Annotated in this window: 17 protein-coding genes and 1 tRNA gene; 7 read left to right on the forward strand and 11 right to left on the reverse strand. The window is 67.1% G+C overall.

Annotated features, from left to right (window positions below; genetic code table 11):
• Positions 1-80: 80 nt before the first annotated feature.
• Genes I2488_RS06480 through I2488_RS06505 form a run of 6 tightly spaced genes read left to right on the forward strand, consistent with a single transcriptional unit; the run spans position 81 to position 5,697 of the window.
• Complete coding sequence (locus I2488_RS06480; RefSeq protein WP_196274975.1) at positions 81-503, forward strand: ketosteroid isomerase-related protein; 423 nt, start codon at positions 81-83, stop codon at positions 501-503.
• Positions 503-1,090 carry a GNAT family N-acetyltransferase gene (locus I2488_RS06485; protein WP_196274976.1) on the forward strand — a complete coding sequence of 196 codons (588 nt, stop codon included), beginning with the start codon at positions 503-505 and terminating at the stop codon, positions 1,088-1,090. The genes I2488_RS06480 and I2488_RS06485 overlap by 1 nt, the downstream gene beginning before the upstream one ends.
• Positions 1,084-1,980, forward strand: coding sequence for a carbon-nitrogen hydrolase family protein (locus I2488_RS06490; RefSeq protein WP_196274977.1), 897 nt, complete (start codon positions 1,084-1,086; stop codon positions 1,978-1,980). Before I2488_RS06485 ends, I2488_RS06490 begins: the two co-directional genes overlap by 7 nt.
• A 45-nt stretch (positions 1,981-2,025) precedes the next feature.
• Positions 2,026-4,230 carry a dehydrogenase E1 component subunit alpha/beta gene (locus tag I2488_RS06495; protein ID WP_196274978.1) on the forward strand — a complete coding sequence of 735 codons (2,205 nt, stop codon included), beginning with the start codon at positions 2,026-2,028 and terminating at the stop codon, positions 4,228-4,230.
• Positions 4,223-5,236, forward strand: a complete 1,014-nt coding sequence (locus tag I2488_RS06500; protein WP_196274979.1) for an ACP S-malonyltransferase — start codon at positions 4,223-4,225, stop codon at positions 5,234-5,236. Before I2488_RS06495 ends, I2488_RS06500 begins: the two co-directional genes overlap by 8 nt.
• Positions 5,233-5,697, forward strand: coding sequence for an arsenate reductase/protein-tyrosine-phosphatase family protein (locus I2488_RS06505; protein WP_196274980.1), 465 nt, complete (start codon positions 5,233-5,235; stop codon positions 5,695-5,697). The genes I2488_RS06500 and I2488_RS06505 overlap by 4 nt, the downstream gene beginning before the upstream one ends.
• Positions 5,698-5,700: 3 nt before the next feature.
• Here I2488_RS06505 and I2488_RS06510 read toward each other — a convergent pair whose 3' ends face one another.
• Positions 5,701-5,943 carry a helix-turn-helix domain-containing protein gene (locus tag I2488_RS06510; protein WP_196274981.1) on the reverse strand — a complete coding sequence of 81 codons (243 nt, stop codon included), beginning with the start codon at positions 5,941-5,943 and terminating at the stop codon, positions 5,701-5,703.
• A gap of 32 nt (positions 5,944-5,975) precedes the next feature.
• Between I2488_RS06510 and I2488_RS06515 the strand changes: the two genes are divergently transcribed.
• The gene (locus I2488_RS06515) at positions 5,976-6,245 is read left to right on the forward strand and encodes a hypothetical protein (RefSeq protein WP_246465519.1); all 270 of its coding nucleotides are present in this window, start codon (positions 5,976-5,978) and stop codon (positions 6,243-6,245) included.
• A 3-nt stretch (positions 6,246-6,248) separates the two neighbouring features.
• On the opposite strand, the gene I2488_RS06520 is transcribed toward I2488_RS06515, so the two are convergent.
• The 10 genes from I2488_RS06520 to infA all read right to left on the reverse strand — a co-directional run bounded on the left by I2488_RS06520 (position 6,249) and on the right by infA (position 14,185).
• Positions 6,249-7,022 carry a DeoR/GlpR family DNA-binding transcription regulator gene (locus I2488_RS06520; protein ID WP_196274982.1) on the reverse strand — a complete coding sequence of 258 codons (774 nt, stop codon included), beginning with the start codon at positions 7,020-7,022 and terminating at the stop codon, positions 6,249-6,251.
• Positions 7,023-7,050: 28 nt separating this feature from the next.
• A complete protein-coding gene (rhaT, locus tag I2488_RS06525) occupies positions 7,051-8,124 on the reverse strand; it encodes an L-rhamnose/proton symporter RhaT (RefSeq protein ID WP_196274983.1) in 1,074 nt (357 codons plus the stop codon).
• A 19-nt stretch (positions 8,125-8,143) separates the two neighbouring features.
• Complete coding sequence (gene lldD / locus I2488_RS06530; RefSeq protein ID WP_196274984.1) at positions 8,144-9,289, reverse strand: FMN-dependent L-lactate dehydrogenase LldD; 1,146 nt, start codon at positions 9,287-9,289, stop codon at positions 8,144-8,146.
• Positions 9,286-10,701, reverse strand: coding sequence for an FGGY family carbohydrate kinase (locus I2488_RS06535; RefSeq protein ID WP_196274985.1), 1,416 nt, complete (start codon positions 10,699-10,701; stop codon positions 9,286-9,288). Before I2488_RS06535 ends, lldD begins: the two co-directional genes overlap by 4 nt.
• A gap of 69 nt (positions 10,702-10,770) precedes the next feature.
• The gene (locus tag I2488_RS06540; RefSeq protein WP_196275084.1) at positions 10,771-11,718 is read right to left on the reverse strand and encodes an NAD(P)H-binding protein; all 948 of its coding nucleotides are present in this window, start codon (positions 11,716-11,718) and stop codon (positions 10,771-10,773) included.
• A 96-nt stretch (positions 11,719-11,814) separates the two neighbouring features.
• A tRNA-Phe gene (locus I2488_RS06545) sits at positions 11,815-11,890 on the reverse strand.
• A gap of 289 nt (positions 11,891-12,179) precedes the next feature.
• Entirely contained in the window at positions 12,180-12,356 is a 177-nt protein-coding gene (gene yacG, locus I2488_RS06550; RefSeq protein WP_196274986.1) for a DNA gyrase inhibitor YacG, read from the reverse strand.
• Positions 12,353-13,345, reverse strand: coding sequence for a ribonuclease E/G (locus I2488_RS06555; RefSeq protein ID WP_196274987.1), 993 nt, complete (start codon positions 13,343-13,345; stop codon positions 12,353-12,355). Before I2488_RS06555 ends, yacG begins: the two co-directional genes overlap by 4 nt.
• Complete coding sequence (locus I2488_RS06560) at positions 13,335-13,940, reverse strand: Maf family protein (protein ID WP_196274988.1); 606 nt, start codon at positions 13,938-13,940, stop codon at positions 13,335-13,337. The genes I2488_RS06555 and I2488_RS06560 overlap by 11 nt, the downstream gene beginning before the upstream one ends.
• Positions 13,940-14,185, reverse strand: a complete 246-nt coding sequence (infA, locus tag I2488_RS06565; protein WP_039338683.1) for a translation initiation factor IF-1 — start codon at positions 14,183-14,185, stop codon at positions 13,940-13,942. Before infA ends, I2488_RS06560 begins: the two co-directional genes overlap by 1 nt.
• Between the last annotated feature and the right edge of the window lie 206 nt (positions 14,186-14,391).

Here is a 14,391-nt window from a genome sequence, read left to right on the forward strand (position 1 = left end):
GTGCAACGGAGCCTTGCAGGGCGGGGCGCTGGAATGGCGCGGCAGGCGGCGCTAGGCTGCGGGCAGAGGAGATACTGCTTATGACCAGCCCTGCCGCCAGAACCGATGCGATTGCCCTGCTTGCCCGCTACTACGCCGCGTTCAATGCCGGTGACTGGAAGGGCATGCTCGAGTGCCTGAGCGACGATGTGGCGCACGACATCAACCAGGGCGAGCGCGTGGTGGGCAAGGCGGCCTTCGCGGACTTCCTCGGCCACATGGAGCGCTGCTACAAGGAGCGGCTGGAAGATATCGTGCTGATGGCCAGCGAGGATGGCACGCGCGCTTCGGCGGAGTTCGTGGTGCATGGGGCGTACCTTGCGACCGACGAAGGCCTGCCCGAGGCGAACGGGCAGACTTACGTGCTGCCAGCCGGCGCGTTCCTCGCCATCGAGGGCGGCAAGATCGCGCGGCTGACGATGTACTACAATCTGGCCGACTGGACGAAGCAGGTGGTTGGCTGATGGGGATCGAGGTCAGGCCTCTGACCGGAAGCGAAATCGCGGCGGCGCTCGATGATCTGGCCGCCTTGAGGATCGCCGTCTTTGCGGCCTATCCCTATCTCTACGATGGCGATGCGGCCTATGAGGCGGAGTATCTTGCCGAGTATGCCGCTGCGCCCGATGCCGTGCTGGTGGCGGCATTCGATGGCGCCCGGATCGTCGGCGCGGCTACGGCGGCACCGATGATGCACCAGAAGGCGGAGTTTCGCAGACCCTTCGAGGCGCGGGGGATCGATACGGCGCGGCTGTTCTACTTTGGCGAGAGCGTGCTGCTGCCGGACTATCGCGGGGCCGGGATCGGGCATGCCTTCTTCGATCAGCGCGAGGCGCAGGCGAAGGCTTGCGGGGCTAATGCGGCGTGCTTTGCGGCGGTGGTGCGGGCGGACGATCATCCGGCGCGGCCCGAAGGTTACACCCCGCTCGATGCGTTCTGGACCAAGCGAGGCTATGCGGTGGTGCCGGGGCTGACCACGAAACTGGCGTGGAAGGAGCACGGCGACGAGGCCGAGAAGGTGAACGTGATGCAGTACTGGATGCGCCGATGGTAAGCTTCACCGTCGCTGCTGCGCAGTATCCGATCGACCGGCTGGAAAGCTGGGAAGCCTATGCGGCCAAGCTGACGCGGTGGGTGGAAGAGGCTGCGGCGGCGGGGGCCTCGCTGGCGGTATTCCCCGAGTATGGGGCGATGGAGCTGGCCAGCCTCGATCCTGAAACGATGGGCGATCTGGCCGGGTCGATCGAAACGGTTTCGGCGCTGCTGCCGCGCGTCGATGCGCTTCATGGCCAACTGGCGGCGCGGACGGGGATGCACATTCTGGCAGCTTCGGCACCGCGCAAGGATGCCGACGGGCGGTTTCGGAATGCCGCGCGGCTGTTTGCGCCCAATGGCAAGGCCTCGGTGCAGGACAAGCTGGTGATGACCCGGTTCGAACGGGAGGAGTGGGACATTGCGCCCGGAGCCTCGCTGCGGGTGTTCGATACGGCGCTGGGGCGGCTGGCGGTTTCGATCTGCTATGACAGCGAGTTTCCACTGCTGGCGCGGGCCTGCGTGGAGGCGGGGGCGGAGGTGCTGCTGGTGCCTTCGTGCACCGATACGCTGCACGGTTACTGGCGCGTGCGGATCGGGGCGCAGGCTCGGGCGCTGGAGGGGCAGTGCTATGCGGTGCATTCGCCGACCGTGGGGGATGCGGCGTGGTCTCCGGCGGTGGACGAGAACCGGGGGGCGGCGGGGGTCTATGGCCCGCCGGATCGCGGAATGCCGGAGGACGGTGTTGTGGCGCTGGGCGTCGAGGGCGCGGCGCAGTGGGTCTTTGGCGAGGTGGATACTGCGCGGGTGGCGGATTTGCGGGCCGATGGCGGGGTGCTCAATGCGCGGCACTGGGCGGAGCAGCCGGGGGCGGTGGCCTTGCCGGCGGTGGAGGTCGTGGACTTGCGCTAGGCCTGCGGCTATCACGCGGGTTCGTTACGAGGGAAACCATCCGCAATGTCGCTTGATGCCGCCGAGCAGGTCCACCGGCAGTTCCTTGATGCACTGGAAAACGGCACGGCGCGCAGGCGCTCGAACCTTGGGCTGAAGGACGTCGGGCTGACGCCGGAGCGGGCGACGGCGCTGTTCCGTTCGCAGGCTTTGTCGCGCCAGCTCGACCGGATGAGCCGCAAGCTGCAGGCGCGGGGCGAGGGGTTCTATACGATCGGCTCCTCCGGCCACGAGGGCAATGCGGTGCTGGCCGAAGTGCTGCGCGTCGACGACATGGCGTTCCTGCACTATCGCGATGCGGCGTTCCAGATCCATCGCGCGCACCGCGTGCCGGGAGAGAATCCGGCGTGGGACATGCTGTTGAGCTTTGCTGCCAGCGCCGAGGACCCGATCTCGGGCGGGCGGCACAAGGTGCTGGGATCGAAGCGCCTGTTCATTCCGCCGCAGACCTCGACCATCGCCAGCCACCTGCCCAAGGCGGTGGGGGCGGCGTTCTCCATCGGCATCGCGCGGCGGATGGGGTTCGAGGACACCGCATTGTCGAGGGACGGCGTGGTGCTGTGCAGCTTCGGCGATGCCAGCGCCAACCACTCGACCGCGCTGGGGGCGATCAACACGGCGTGCTGGGCGGCCTTTCAGGGCACGCCGATGCCGATCGTGTTCCTGTGCGAGGACAACGGCATCGGCATTTCCACCCGCACGCCCCCGGGCTGGATCGAGGCGAACTTCTCGGGGCGCGCAGGGCTGCACTACATCGCCTGTGACGGCTCGGACCTGGTCGACACGATGCGCGCCGCGCGCGAGGCGGAACAGATGGCGCGGCGGCAGAGGAAGCCGGTGTTCCTGCACATGAAGACGGTGCGGCTCTATGGCCATGCCGGGAACGACGTTCAGCTCGCCTATCGCACCAAGGAGGAGATCCGCGCCGAGGAGGAACGTGACCCGCTGCTGGCAAGCGCGGCGCTGCTGATCGAGGAAGGCGTGATGTCGGCGGCCGAAGTGCGCGGCGTCTATGACGAGATCGAGGCGACGCTGGAGCGGCAGGTGGAGCTGGCGATCAGGCGGCCCAAGTTGCCCGATGCGGCGGCGGTAATGGCGAGCATCGTGCCGCCAAAGCGCGAGGGCGTTGCAAGACCGTTGGCCTCGGCTCAGGACCGCGCCGCGCTGTTTGCCGACGATGCCACAGCGATGGACAAGCCGCAGCACATGGCCAAGCTGATCAGCTGGGCTATGGCCGACCTGCTGCTGCAATATCCCAACGCCATCGTCTGCGGCGAGGACGTGGGGCCGAAGGGCGGGGTCTATGCCGCGACGCAGAAGCTGCATGCGCGGTTCGGATCGGCGCGAGTGATCAATACCTTGCTGGATGAGCAGGCGATCCTGGGGCTGGCCATCGGGGCGGCGCACAACGGGTTGCTGCCGATGCCCGAGATCCAGTTCCTCGCCTATGTCCACAATGCCGAGGACCAGATCCGGGGCGAGGCGGCGACGCTGTCGTTCTTCTCGAACGGGCAGTACACCAACCCGATGGTCGTGCGGATTGCCGGTCTGCCCTACCAGAAGGGCTTCGGCGGGCACTTCCACAACGACAATTCGCTCGCCGTCTTCCGCGACATTCCGGGCGTCGTGCTCGCGGTGCCATCCTCTGGCCGCGACGCCGTGGCGATGCTGCGCGAATGCGTGCGGCTGGCGCATGAGGAACAGCGCGTAGTGGTCTTCGTGGAGCCGATTGCGCTCTACATGACGCGGGACTTGCACGAGGCGGGGGATGGCCTGTGGGCGAGCCTCTACCAACCGCCGGGGACGGGGGAGATCGCATTCGGCGAGATTGGCGTTGCCGGTGGCGGGACCGATCTTGCGATCGTGACTTACGGCAATGGCTACTACCTCTCGCTGCAGGCGCAGAAGCTGCTGGCGAAGCAGGGCGTTGGCGTGCGGGTGATTGACCTGCGCTGGCTGGGGCCGGTCAATGACGATGCGGTGATCGAGGCGGTTGCCCCCTGTTCGCGCGTGCTCGTCGTCGACGAATGCAGGATCACGGGCGGGCAGAACGAGGCGCTGATGGCGCTGCTGGCCGAACGCGCGCCTGACAAGGCGATTGCGCGCATGGCGGCGACAGACAGTTTCATCCCGCTAGCCCGCGCTGCCACTCATACCCTGCCCAGCCGCGACGGCATCGTCGCCAAGGTGCTGGAGATGGTGCGTGGCTAAGGAGACCGTCCTTGTCGTCTGCCCCGGACGCGGCACCTACAATGCTCCGGAGTTGGGGTATCTCAAGCAGCATCACGCCGGGTCCGAATGGCTGGCGCGGTTCGATGCGATGCGGGGCGAGGCGGGCAAGGAGACCTTGTCGGCGTTGGATGGGGCGGCAAAGTTCACGCCTGCGCACTTGCGGGGCGACAATGCGGCGCCCTTGATCCATGCCTGTGCCTACCTCGATTTCCTCAGGATCGACCGCGAGCGGTTCGAGATCGTGGGCGTCACCGGCAATTCGATGGGCTGGTACACCGCGCTTGCCTGCGCCGGGGCGGTTTCGCCCGAGCATGGCTTTGCCATTGCCGACGGCATGGGGATCAATTCGCAACGCCACGAGCCGGGTGGCCAGTCCGTGCTGGTGCTGGCGGGGGAGGACTGGACAGTCGATCCCGCGCTGTTGGCCGAAGTGGAAGCGGCAATGGCGCGCCATGGGGTGCTGCTGTCGATCCGGCTGGGCGGGATGCTGGTGGTGGCGGGGCCGGTCTCCGCGCTCGATGCCTTCGAGAAGGACTTGCCGAGGCTTTCGCGCCCGCCGCTGCGGTTGGCAGGGCATGGGCCGTTCCACACCCCGCTGATGCAGCCAAGCAGCGATGCGGCGCGGGCGCAGTTCCCGGTGGAATGGTTCGGCCAGCCGCAGGTTCCCCTGATCGACGGGCGGGGCAAGGTGTGGCGGCGGTTCGAGAGCAACCGCGAGGCGCTGTGGGACTACACCTTCGGCCACCAGATCCTGCAACCTTACGATTTCACCGCCGCGATGACCGTGGGCATTCGCGAATTCGCGCCCGACCGTGTCGTGCTGCTTGGCCCCGGCGAGACGCTGGGCGGGGCGATCGGGCAAGTGCAGATCGCTCTGAAATGGCTGGACATTGCGTCACGTAACATGTTCACTGCGCGTCAGGGAGAGGATCCGTTCCTGATTGGCATGGGGAGACCCAGCCAGCGAGGTACCGTGATCCCGTGAGCCAACCGTCAATACTGTTCGTCTGCCTTGGAAACATCTGCCGCTCGCCTCTCGCCGAGGCGGCCTTGCGCGCGCAATCCGTGGCTGCAGGGGTGGCAATGACCATCGATTCTGCCGGAACCGGCGACTGGCACGTCGGCCGCCCGCCCGATCCGCGCGCGCAGGAAACCGCGCGCCGCCACGGTCTCGACATCTCGAGCTATCGAGCGCGGCAAGTGGTCACGGAAGACTTCCACCGCTTCGGCCATATCTTCGCGCTTGATCAGCAGAACCTCAAGGACCTGCGCCGCATCGAGCCTTCACGCCACATCGCCGAAGTCGGCCTGCTGATGGACCTCGTGCCCGGCCGCAAGGGCACGGCGGTGATCGATCCCTATTATGGCGACGAGGACGATTTCGAGCAGGCCTGGGCCGACGTCAACGCGGCGGCAGAGCGGCTGGTGCAGCGCTACCTGCGCTGAAGCTCAGCCGCCAATCGACGAAGTGATGCGGGCTTCGGCAGCGGAAGCTTCCTCGATCAGCGCGCGCAGGGCGGTCGCGGTGTCCTGCATCAGCCGTTCGGAAATGGGCTTTTCGCCCGTAACGAAGCGCCGGATCGCGCGTTCGTCGATGCCGAGGCGGCGGCTGGCCGCAGTCGTTCCGCCCAGCACCTGGATGCAGTGGGCAAAGTGCTCGCCAAGTTCTTCGGTGGTGAATGTGCCGCTCATGCTGTCTCCTTGGCCTGATTGAATTGGCAGGCATGAAGGCTCTGCCTATAGGCCCTGAAATGGATATTGAAACGGACCCGGAAACGGAAACTGCGCCAGAAGCGGAAACTGTCGAAGCCGAATCCGCGCTGACGCGGCCGCAACGACGGCTGCTGCGGCGGATCTACAACGGTCGGACCGTGCCGATCGTGGTCGATGGCCAGCCGTTCCTGACCTTCAGGGAGGCAAGCCGCTATCTGCTGACGCTGTCGCCGGAGGCGCGCGATGCGGCCTATCTGGAGATGCGCGGGCAGGCGAAGTAACGCCTAGGCAACAACCAGCTTGACGCCCGCATCCTGCAAGGCAGCGGCCATGTCCGGCGCAATGCCGCTGTCGGTTATCACCGTGTCGATCTCGTCCAGCCCGCAGACGATAGTGCCGGACTGGGTGCTGAACTTGCTGCTGTCGACGAGCAGGATCACCTCCTCGGCCCGGTCGATCAGGCGGCGTTCGGCGGCGACCAGCACCGGGTCGGCCTGCATCACGCCTTGCGGTCCGATGGCCGCCGCACCCATGAACAGGCGCGGGGCGTGGAAGCGGGGCATCGATTCCTCGCCAGCAGGCGCAAGGATGATGTTCTGTTCGCGGAACACCGCGCCCGATGGCAGGAGGATGCGCGTGCCCGCCTGCGGCAGCAGCGCGTTGACGATGTGCAGCGAGTTGGTCAGCACCTGAAGGCCGAGCCCATCAAGGTGCGGGCACATCTGCAGCGTGGTGGTGCCGCCATCGATCATCACCCCTTCGCCCGGCTGGCACAGCGCTGCCGCCGCCTTGCCGATGGCCTGCTTGGCGCCGAGGTTCTGGGTGATGTTCTGGTCGAACGGCGTGCCCATCAGGCGCGGGCCGCTGGCGTCGTCGCCTTCGGGCAGCTTGGCCCCGCCGTGGACGCGGACGATCTGGCCGGATTCCTCCAGCCGCGTCAGGTCACGCCGGATCGTGGCCGGTGAGGCATCGAGCAGCACCTCGAGATCGCGATAGCTGACGAAGCCCGTCGGCCGCAGCGCCTCGAAGATGCGTCTTTCCCGTTCTGCCGCGTGCATTGCGCCCCACCGTCCCTAATTGTGGCGCTTATGCACTCGCCTGCAGCATGTTGCCAGCGCCGATCACGATGGTCGAGCCGACCAGCAGGCCGATCCCGGTCCACACCAGCGCGCGGGTGCGAGGGGAAGCGCCCTTCCATTCCCTGAGCGCGAAGCCCCACAGCGTCGAGAACAGGATGATCGAGGCCATGTGCAGGGTCCACGAGGAGAAGCCGTACTCGCCCATCTGGCTCTCGCCCATGGTGTAGAAGAAGAACTGGCCGTACCACAGCGTGCCGCCCAGCGCGGCGAGCAGCCAGTTGGCCAGCAGGTTGGGGCCCTCACCGGGCTGCGCTTCTGCCGAAGCCGCGCCGAAGAACTGGCCGAAGCTGCGGTTCCTGGCGATCAGGTAGGCGCACCACAGCGCATTGGTGGTGAGGCCTCCTGCAAGGACCACGCACAGGACCGGCAGGCCCTGGCTGAGCGGATCGGTGCCCGCTGCCAGCGTCAGGTCGCGGATCGGCTGGCCTGCGGCAAGGCCCCAGGCAAAGCAGCCGGACATCACGCCCGAGAAGGTCGCGATCAGCAGACCCTTGCGCAAGTTGAACTCGGCCACGCCTTCGGAAGCCTCGCCGCCAAGGTCGGCTTCCTTGGCATTGCCGGCGCGGGCGACGACGATGATGCCGGCCAGCGTGATCAGGATGCCTAGCAGGGTCAGTTTGCCGCTGGTGGTCGCGGCGATCTGGCCGAGGGTGCCATCAAAGATCGGCGGCCCCATCGTGCCGATCACGGTGGTCAGGCCCAGCGCCACCGCCATGCCGAGCGAGAGGCCAAGGTAGCGCATGGTCAGGCCGAAGGTCAGGCCGCCAAAGCCCCACATCGCGCCCCAGAACCAGCACCACATCAGCGTCTCGCGCGGGGTGGCGGAAAGGACGCCGAGGAGGTCCTTCGTCTGGATCGAGGCGAACAGCCAGGGCGCGATCAACCATGAGAACAGGCCGCCCGCCAGCCAGAACACTTCCCACGACCACAGCTTGATCCGCTTGTACGGCACATAGAAGCTGGCCGAGGAGAAGCCTCCGATCCAGTGAAAGATAACGCCCAGCAGCGGGTTCGCGCCCATCGGTTCCTGTCCCTTTTCGTTATGGCTTCACGAGTATCGAGCGGTCGATCTCGCTGATGTTCTTCACGCCGGTCAGCGTCATGGCGACGCGCATTTCGGCCTCGATGAGGCGGAGCATGTGCTCGACGCCCTGCTGCCCTTGCGCGGCAAGCGCGAAGACCCAGGCCCGGCCGAGCAGCACGCCCTTGGCACCCAAGGCGAGCAGGCGCACGACATCGAGGCCCGAGCGCACGCCGCCATCGGCCAGCACGGTGATCCGGTCGCCCACGGCATCGGCAATGGCGGGCAGGGCGCGGGCGGTGGAAGGCACGCCATCGAGCTGGCGACCGCCGTGGTTTGAAACGACGATGCCGTCCGCGCCAAGATTGGCCGCTTCCACCGCGTCCTCGGCATCGAGCAGGCCCTTGATGACCAGCGGCCCCTTCCACTCCGAGCGGATGAAGTCGAGGTCCTTCCACGAGATCGAGCTGTCGAAGTTCTCGCGCATCCACGCGAAGAAGTCCTCGATCCCGGTCTTGCCCTCAAGCTTGCGGATGACGTTGCCGAGGCCGTGCGGGCGGCCCATCACGCCCACGTCCCATGCCCAAGCCGGCTTCATCGCGCCTTGCAGCGTGCGGCGGATCGCGCCCTTCATGCCCGAGGCTCCGGCCAGCCCTGAGTGGTAATCGCGATAGCGGCTGCCCGGCACCGGCATGTCCACCGTGAACACCAGCGTCGAGCAGTTCAGCTCCACCGCTTCCTGCAGCAATTCGCGCATGAAGCCGCGGTCGCGGGTCATGTAGAGCTGGAACCAGAACGGCTTGCTCGCGGCCTTGGCGACTTCGGAGAGCGAGCAGGCCGATACGGTCGAGAGCGTGAACGGAATGCCCGCAGTCTCGGCCGCGCGCACCGCCTGGCATTCGCCGCGCCGCGCGTTCATCCCGGCAAGGCCGATCGGGGCGAGGGCAACCGGCAGTTTCAGCTTCTGGCCGAACAGCTCGGTCGAGAGGTCCAGTCCCGAAACATCGCGCAGCACGCGCTGGCGCAGGGCGATGTCGCGCAGGTCCTCGACGTTCCGCTTGAGCGTCGTCTCGCTGTAGGAGCCGCCGTCGATGTATTCGAACAGGAAGTGCGGCAGGCGGCGCCGGGCGAGTTCGCGGAAGTCGGGGATGGAGGCGGCAATCATGCGGCGGTTCTCTTCGTCGCGGCGTCGATCTCGGCGTGCCAGCGGTTGCGGTAGGTGTCGAGATCGCCATCGAGCGGTTCGACCCGCACCAGTTCCCCGCGCGGGGTGAGCGTCGGATCGATCAGGCGGAGTGCCCCGAACGACACATCGTTGTGGGCATTGGCGGTGTAGACCGCGGTGTCCGGACGCAGCGCAGCCAGCGCGCGCACGAACACTTCCGCCTCGGCAAAGCGCCCCTCGACCAGCAGGCGCTCGGACGAGCCGATCAGGTTAAGCGACGTGTCCGCCACCAGCGCGGCATAGATGCACGCGGCGGCGCGGCGCTCGTACCAGTCCTCGGGCCGGTTCAGCCAGTCGAAGCGCCCGTGCGGATAAGGCCCGAAGCCGCGCATCAGCGTCGGCAGGATCATGCGCTGCCTTGCCAGCACTTCCGGGACGGCGGCGAGCAGGGCGGGCTGATCGGGCTTGATGTCCACCCGGCGCGTGTCGATCTCGATCAGCGTCTCGATCTCGCGCCCGCCCATGAAGCGGGCCGAGGGCACCGCGCGGCCGTGGACGTCGACGTTGACAAGGCAGTCGCGCGCCTCGGGCAGGCTCGCGGTATCGACCGGGGTCGCGGGCAATCTCATGCCGATGAACCAGGTGCCGGTGGAAAGCACCGTCGCCTCGTTGTCGGCAATCTCGGCAAAGCCCCGCGCAGCCAGCAGTGCGGCATTGGAATCGTGCAGGCCTGCCAGCACTTTGACCTCGGGCGAAAGCCCGGTCTGCGCGGCGATCTCCGGCAACAGCGTACCCACTGCGTCTCCCGCGCGGGCGAGCGGCGCGAAGCGCTCGGCCCAGCCCAGACGCTTGGCCATGGGCGAGAAATCGGCTTCTTGCGGACACCACAAGTCGGAATGGCACCCCAGGCTGGTCACCTCGCTCACCGCATTGCCGGTGAGGAACCACGCCCAGTACTGCGCCCAGGGCAGCAGCGTGGCGCGGGCCATGGCTTCGGGCGCAAGCCGCTCCATCCACCACAACTGGCTGCCGAAGTTGAGGCCATCGGGCAGGGCGGGCGAGCCGGTCAGCGCAAACACGTCGCGCTGCGCCCGGTACTCGGCCATCGTCTCCTGCGGCAGCGCCTGCTCGTAGTCGAACGGCGGAAACGCCATCGCGCCATCGACCAGCGCCACCACGCCCGCACCATGGCCGACCGGCACGATCGTATCCACCGGAGCATGCGCGAATTCCGTCAGCATCTCGAGCAGCCACCGGCCCGTCGCCTCGGCATCGAGCCGCCGCACGCCCGCCACTTCCAGCGGCACGTTCGGGCGCACCCGACGGTCGAGCATGGTCCCGCCCGCATCCCACAGGCTGACCTTGCTCAGCGTCTTGCCGAGATCGATGACGATTCTAGCGCCCGACGGCACCCGCGCTCTCCCGCAGTCATTTCAATAAACGATCAATAGCAATCAAATATGATCGTTTCCAGCAGAAAGTCAGAACACCGCATGATCGCTGCGATCCACGCTGGCGCGGCCTTCGAGCACGGCACGGTAGTGATCGGTCAGCGTCTCGCTGCCGGTCGAAGGCGTCGCATCCGCGTCATACCGTCCCGTCGCCGGATCGAGCACCAGCATCGATTCGCTGGCATAGTATCGCCCGATCCGCGCCAGTTCCGCCTTGGTTGCAAGGCCCGGCACGACCTTGCCCGCCAGCGCCAGCACTCCGGCAATCGCATCGAGCAGCCCCAGCGGCACGGAGCGGAAGCGCGGCGCCTTGCCCAGCAGCGCAAACAGCGCCTCGCCCTGCGCACGCGGGGTCAGGGCCGGGCCGGGGCCGCCAATGGGCAGAATGCGGTTCCAGCGGTGTTCATGCGTGAGGCAATCGACGATGTAGGCGGCAAGATCGCCGTCGCTGACCGGCTTGCAGGCGGTCAGCGTGCCGTCGCCGAACACCAGGAAAGGCTTCCCCGCCTTTACCCGCTCGATCTGCCCGGACAGCGACTTGAAGAAGGCGGTCGGCCTGACGATGGAATGGCGCAGCCCCGATGCGGCCAGCTCTGCCTCGAAGGCCAGCTTGGCATGCTGGAACGCCAGCAGGGGTTTCTGAACGCAGATCGCCGAGAGCAGCACGAAATGCCCGACGCCTGCGCCTTGGGCGGCATCAAGCAGGTTCAGATTGGCACGATGATCCACCGCCCAGGCATCGTCCGGCACGCCGGTGCGCGAGGCGATGCACGAGATGACAGCGTCGAAGCGGCCTTCGTCAAAAATGCGCCCCAAGGCCTTCTTGTCGGAGAGATCCGCCAGCAGGATCCGTGCATCAGTTGACAAACCGTCGTCCGGTCGCCGCGACAGACAACTGACCTCATGCCCGTGCCGGGCCAATTCGCGAACCACCGCGCGCCCGATAGTCCCCGTCCCCCCGGCCACGCAGACCCGCATCGCTTCCTCCCGGCCCACCAGCGAGAGAGCCTCAAGCCAGCGACAGTCAGACAGATCGCGAGCGCGATCAAGCGAGATGTGGAGAAGGTGTGAAAATGGTGCCCGGGGACGGATTCGAACCGCCGACACGCGGATTTTCAATCCGCTGCTCTACCAACTGAGCTACCCGGGCATCGTCCTTTGCCGCGTCCTGAAAAGGACTTGGCTCGATGGGAAGCGCGCCTATGGCGAAGCGGGGCGAGGTTGGCAAGCCCCATCGCGCGAAAATTTTGGCGATTGTTGTGGTTGTAAACTTTGCGGCTGGATGCCCACCCCCAGCCCCTACCGCCTGCGGGAGGGGAGAACTGAAACGCTCCCTCCTGCTTGCGGGAGGGGAGAGTTGATGCGCGCTTTCTACCGGCGGATGGAAGCGAGACTTATTGGGCCTCGTGCGCGGTCTGATTCCCGGATTCCGGACGCTTTCAGTCTTCGGGATCCTCGTCCGCCGGACGGCCCGGAAGGGCGTAGCCACCTTCCAGCCACTGCACGAGATCGCGGTCCTTGCAGCGGGTCGAGCAGAACGGGCTGTGGGCCTCGCTGCGGGGCTTTCCGCAGATCGGGCAGCGCTTCTGGGTGGGCCGGGGGGCGGGTGTCGTCATAGCGGCACGCCTTGGGCAAAGCCGCCGGAAAGGGCAAGCGCGGGATCGGCCTTGCGGCGCACGGTGCGGCCGCTGCGGCGGGCAAGCTCGGCTTCCCATTCGGGCTGGATCGCGTCGAGCACGCGCGGATGAGCGGCGAGCAGCAGGGCGCCCGGCTCGGTCACGCGTTCGGCCTGGCGCAACAAGGCCCGCGCCGCAGCACTTGCGGGATAGCGTGCGTATCGTGCCACCAGCGAGGCCCGCTCGAGCCTCGAGACGAGGTGGACGAAGCCGAAGCCGTTCATCGCCGTGCGCTCGCCCTGCCAGTCGATCAGCGCATCGCCCAGCGCCTTGTCGACGTGCTGGCGGTCCTTCTTCTCGTGCAATGTCGGGAAATCGATGCCGACCGAGCCGCCGATGTCGAGCCGGTGCAGCGCATCGGCAATTTCATCGACGGCGGCGAGCGCGAGCTTGAGCGGCGGGAGTGCGCCATCAACGTCGATCAGGGTCATGGCCGGGGTGGGGCTGACGATGATGGAGCCGCCTGCGAAGGAGACTTCGCCGGTGATCGCCTGCTCGACCAGCTCGTCCCAGCCGTTGTCGGTAAAGGCGCGGCCGGTGATGGCCGCGGTCTTGACCGATGCGCCGGTCTCTTCGAGCTCTTCGCGCAAGGTTGGGGCCGGGCGGGGCGCCTCGCCGGGGGCTGAGCGGACGACAGGAAGCTTGGTGCGACCGCGCTCGGCAATCGCGGCGCGGGTGACGCGGACGGTAAGCGTCACGCCTTCGGTCGCCTCGCGCGGAAGCTGGTCGATCAGCGCCTCGGCACCGTCCTCGAAGCGCACGACGCCCCGCCTGCTGCCAGGATGGCGTTTGACGAGACGGGCCTGCGCGACAAGTCCGGGGCGCAAGCTTTCCCCCCAGCAGACGCGGGCCGAAAGAATGCGGCCGCCGGAGACGAGGATGGCGCGTTCCTCGCCGATCCCGGCCTCGTGCAGCCAGTCAGCGGACATCGAGGCCCGCCGCGCGCAGCAACTTGCGGGTTTCGAACAGGGGCAGGCCGATCACGCCGGAATGGCTGCCGGAAAGCCAGTCGCAGAAACCTTCGGCGCTGCCCTGGATGGCATAGCCGCCGGCCTTGCCGTGCCATTCGCCACCGGCGATGTAGCTTTCCACTTCCTCGCCCGACAGGCGCTTGAAGCGCACGATCGTCTCGGACAGGGCTTCCCGCAGCCTGCCGTCGGGCGTGATCACGGCGATCGCCGAAAACACGCGGTGGCGTCGGCCCGAGAGCAGGGCGAGGCACTGGCGGGCAGTGGCCTCGTCCTCGGCCTTGGGCAGGATGCGTGCGCCTGCGCCGACGACGGTGTCTCCGGCAAGGATAACGCAATCCGGGGCGATGGCTGCGGCAGCGCGCGCCTTTTCAGCAGCAAGCCGCGCGGCATGGGCGCGGGGGCGCTCGCCCTTGAGCGGGGACTCGTCGATGTCGGTGGCGACGACGCGCGCGGGCGTGATGCCGATGCGCCGGAGCAGTTCCAGCCGGCGCGGGCTGGCGCTAGCGAGAACCAGTTCGGGAGAAGGGGATGCGGGCGAAACCTCGCCCGCCATCAGAAGCCGCCGGGACCGCCGCGACCGGGCATGAAGCGGTAGGTGATGCGGCCCTTGGTCAGGTCGTAAGGGGTGAGTTCGACCAGCACTTCGTCGCCCACCAGCACGCGGATGCGGTTCTTGCGCATCTTGCCGGCGGTGTGGCCGAGGATTTCGTGGTCGTTTTCGAGGCGGACGCGGAACATCGCGTTGGGCAGGAGTTCCACCACCTGTCCGCGCATTTCGAGGAGTTCTTCTTTCGCCATCGGCGGGCTCGGATGCCTTTGTATAAGGGTATGCAGAAGGAACGCGCAGGCCACCGGAAATGATCCACGCGCACAAGGATTGCGCGGCCCATAGCCTTGCCGGGCGAAAAAGGGAAGAGGCGCGCGCGGGGCCGGTCTTGCGGTGACCAGCTTTGGTTCAGGTTGCGCGCCGGATGGTACAGTTCATGTTGCAGTGCGACAAACTG

It is taken from the genome of Novosphingobium jiangmenense (assembly GCF_015694345.1).
Taxonomy (GTDB): Bacteria; Pseudomonadota; Alphaproteobacteria; order Sphingomonadales; family Sphingomonadaceae; genus Novosphingobium; species Novosphingobium jiangmenense.

Bases quoted from the DNA above. Each gene is read 5' to 3' on its own strand.
- I2488_RS06480 (WP_196274975.1), top strand. From the start codon at position 81: ATGACCAGCCCTGCCGCCAGAACCGATGCGATTGCCCTGCTTGCCCGC.
- I2488_RS06485 (WP_196274976.1), top strand. From the start codon at position 503: ATGGGGATCGAGGTCAGGCCTCTGACCGGAAGCGAAATCGCGGCGGCG.
- I2488_RS06490 (WP_196274977.1), top strand. From the start codon at position 1,084: ATGGTAAGCTTCACCGTCGCTGCTGCGCAGTATCCGATCGACCGGCTG.
- I2488_RS06495 (WP_196274978.1), top strand. From the start codon at position 2,026: ATGTCGCTTGATGCCGCCGAGCAGGTCCACCGGCAGTTCCTTGATGCA.
- I2488_RS06510 (WP_196274981.1), bottom strand. From the start codon at position 5,943: ATGAGCGGCACATTCACCACCGAAGAACTTGGCGAGCACTTTGCCCAC.
- I2488_RS06515 (WP_246465519.1), top strand. From the start codon at position 5,976: ATGAAGGCTCTGCCTATAGGCCCTGAAATGGATATTGAAACGGACCCG.
- I2488_RS06520 (WP_196274982.1), bottom strand. From the start codon at position 7,022: ATGCACGCGGCAGAACGGGAAAGACGCATCTTCGAGGCGCTGCGGCCG.
- rhaT (WP_196274983.1), bottom strand. From the start codon at position 8,124: ATGGGCGCGAACCCGCTGCTGGGCGTTATCTTTCACTGGATCGGAGGC.
- lldD (WP_196274984.1), bottom strand. From the start codon at position 9,289: ATGATTGCCGCCTCCATCCCCGACTTCCGCGAACTCGCCCGGCGCCGC.
- I2488_RS06540 (WP_196275084.1), bottom strand. From the start codon at position 11,718: ATGCGGGTCTGCGTGGCCGGGGGGACGGGGACTATCGGGCGCGCGGTG.
- yacG (WP_196274986.1), bottom strand. From the start codon at position 12,356: ATGACGACACCCGCCCCCCGGCCCACCCAGAAGCGCTGCCCGATCTGC.
- I2488_RS06555 (WP_196274987.1), bottom strand. From the start codon at position 13,345: ATGTCCGCTGACTGGCTGCACGAGGCCGGGATCGGCGAGGAACGCGCC.
- I2488_RS06560 (WP_196274988.1), bottom strand. From the start codon at position 13,940: ATGGCGGGCGAGGTTTCGCCCGCATCCCCTTCTCCCGAACTGGTTCTC.
- infA (WP_039338683.1), bottom strand. From the start codon at position 14,185: ATGGCGAAAGAAGAACTCCTCGAAATGCGCGGACAGGTGGTGGAACTC.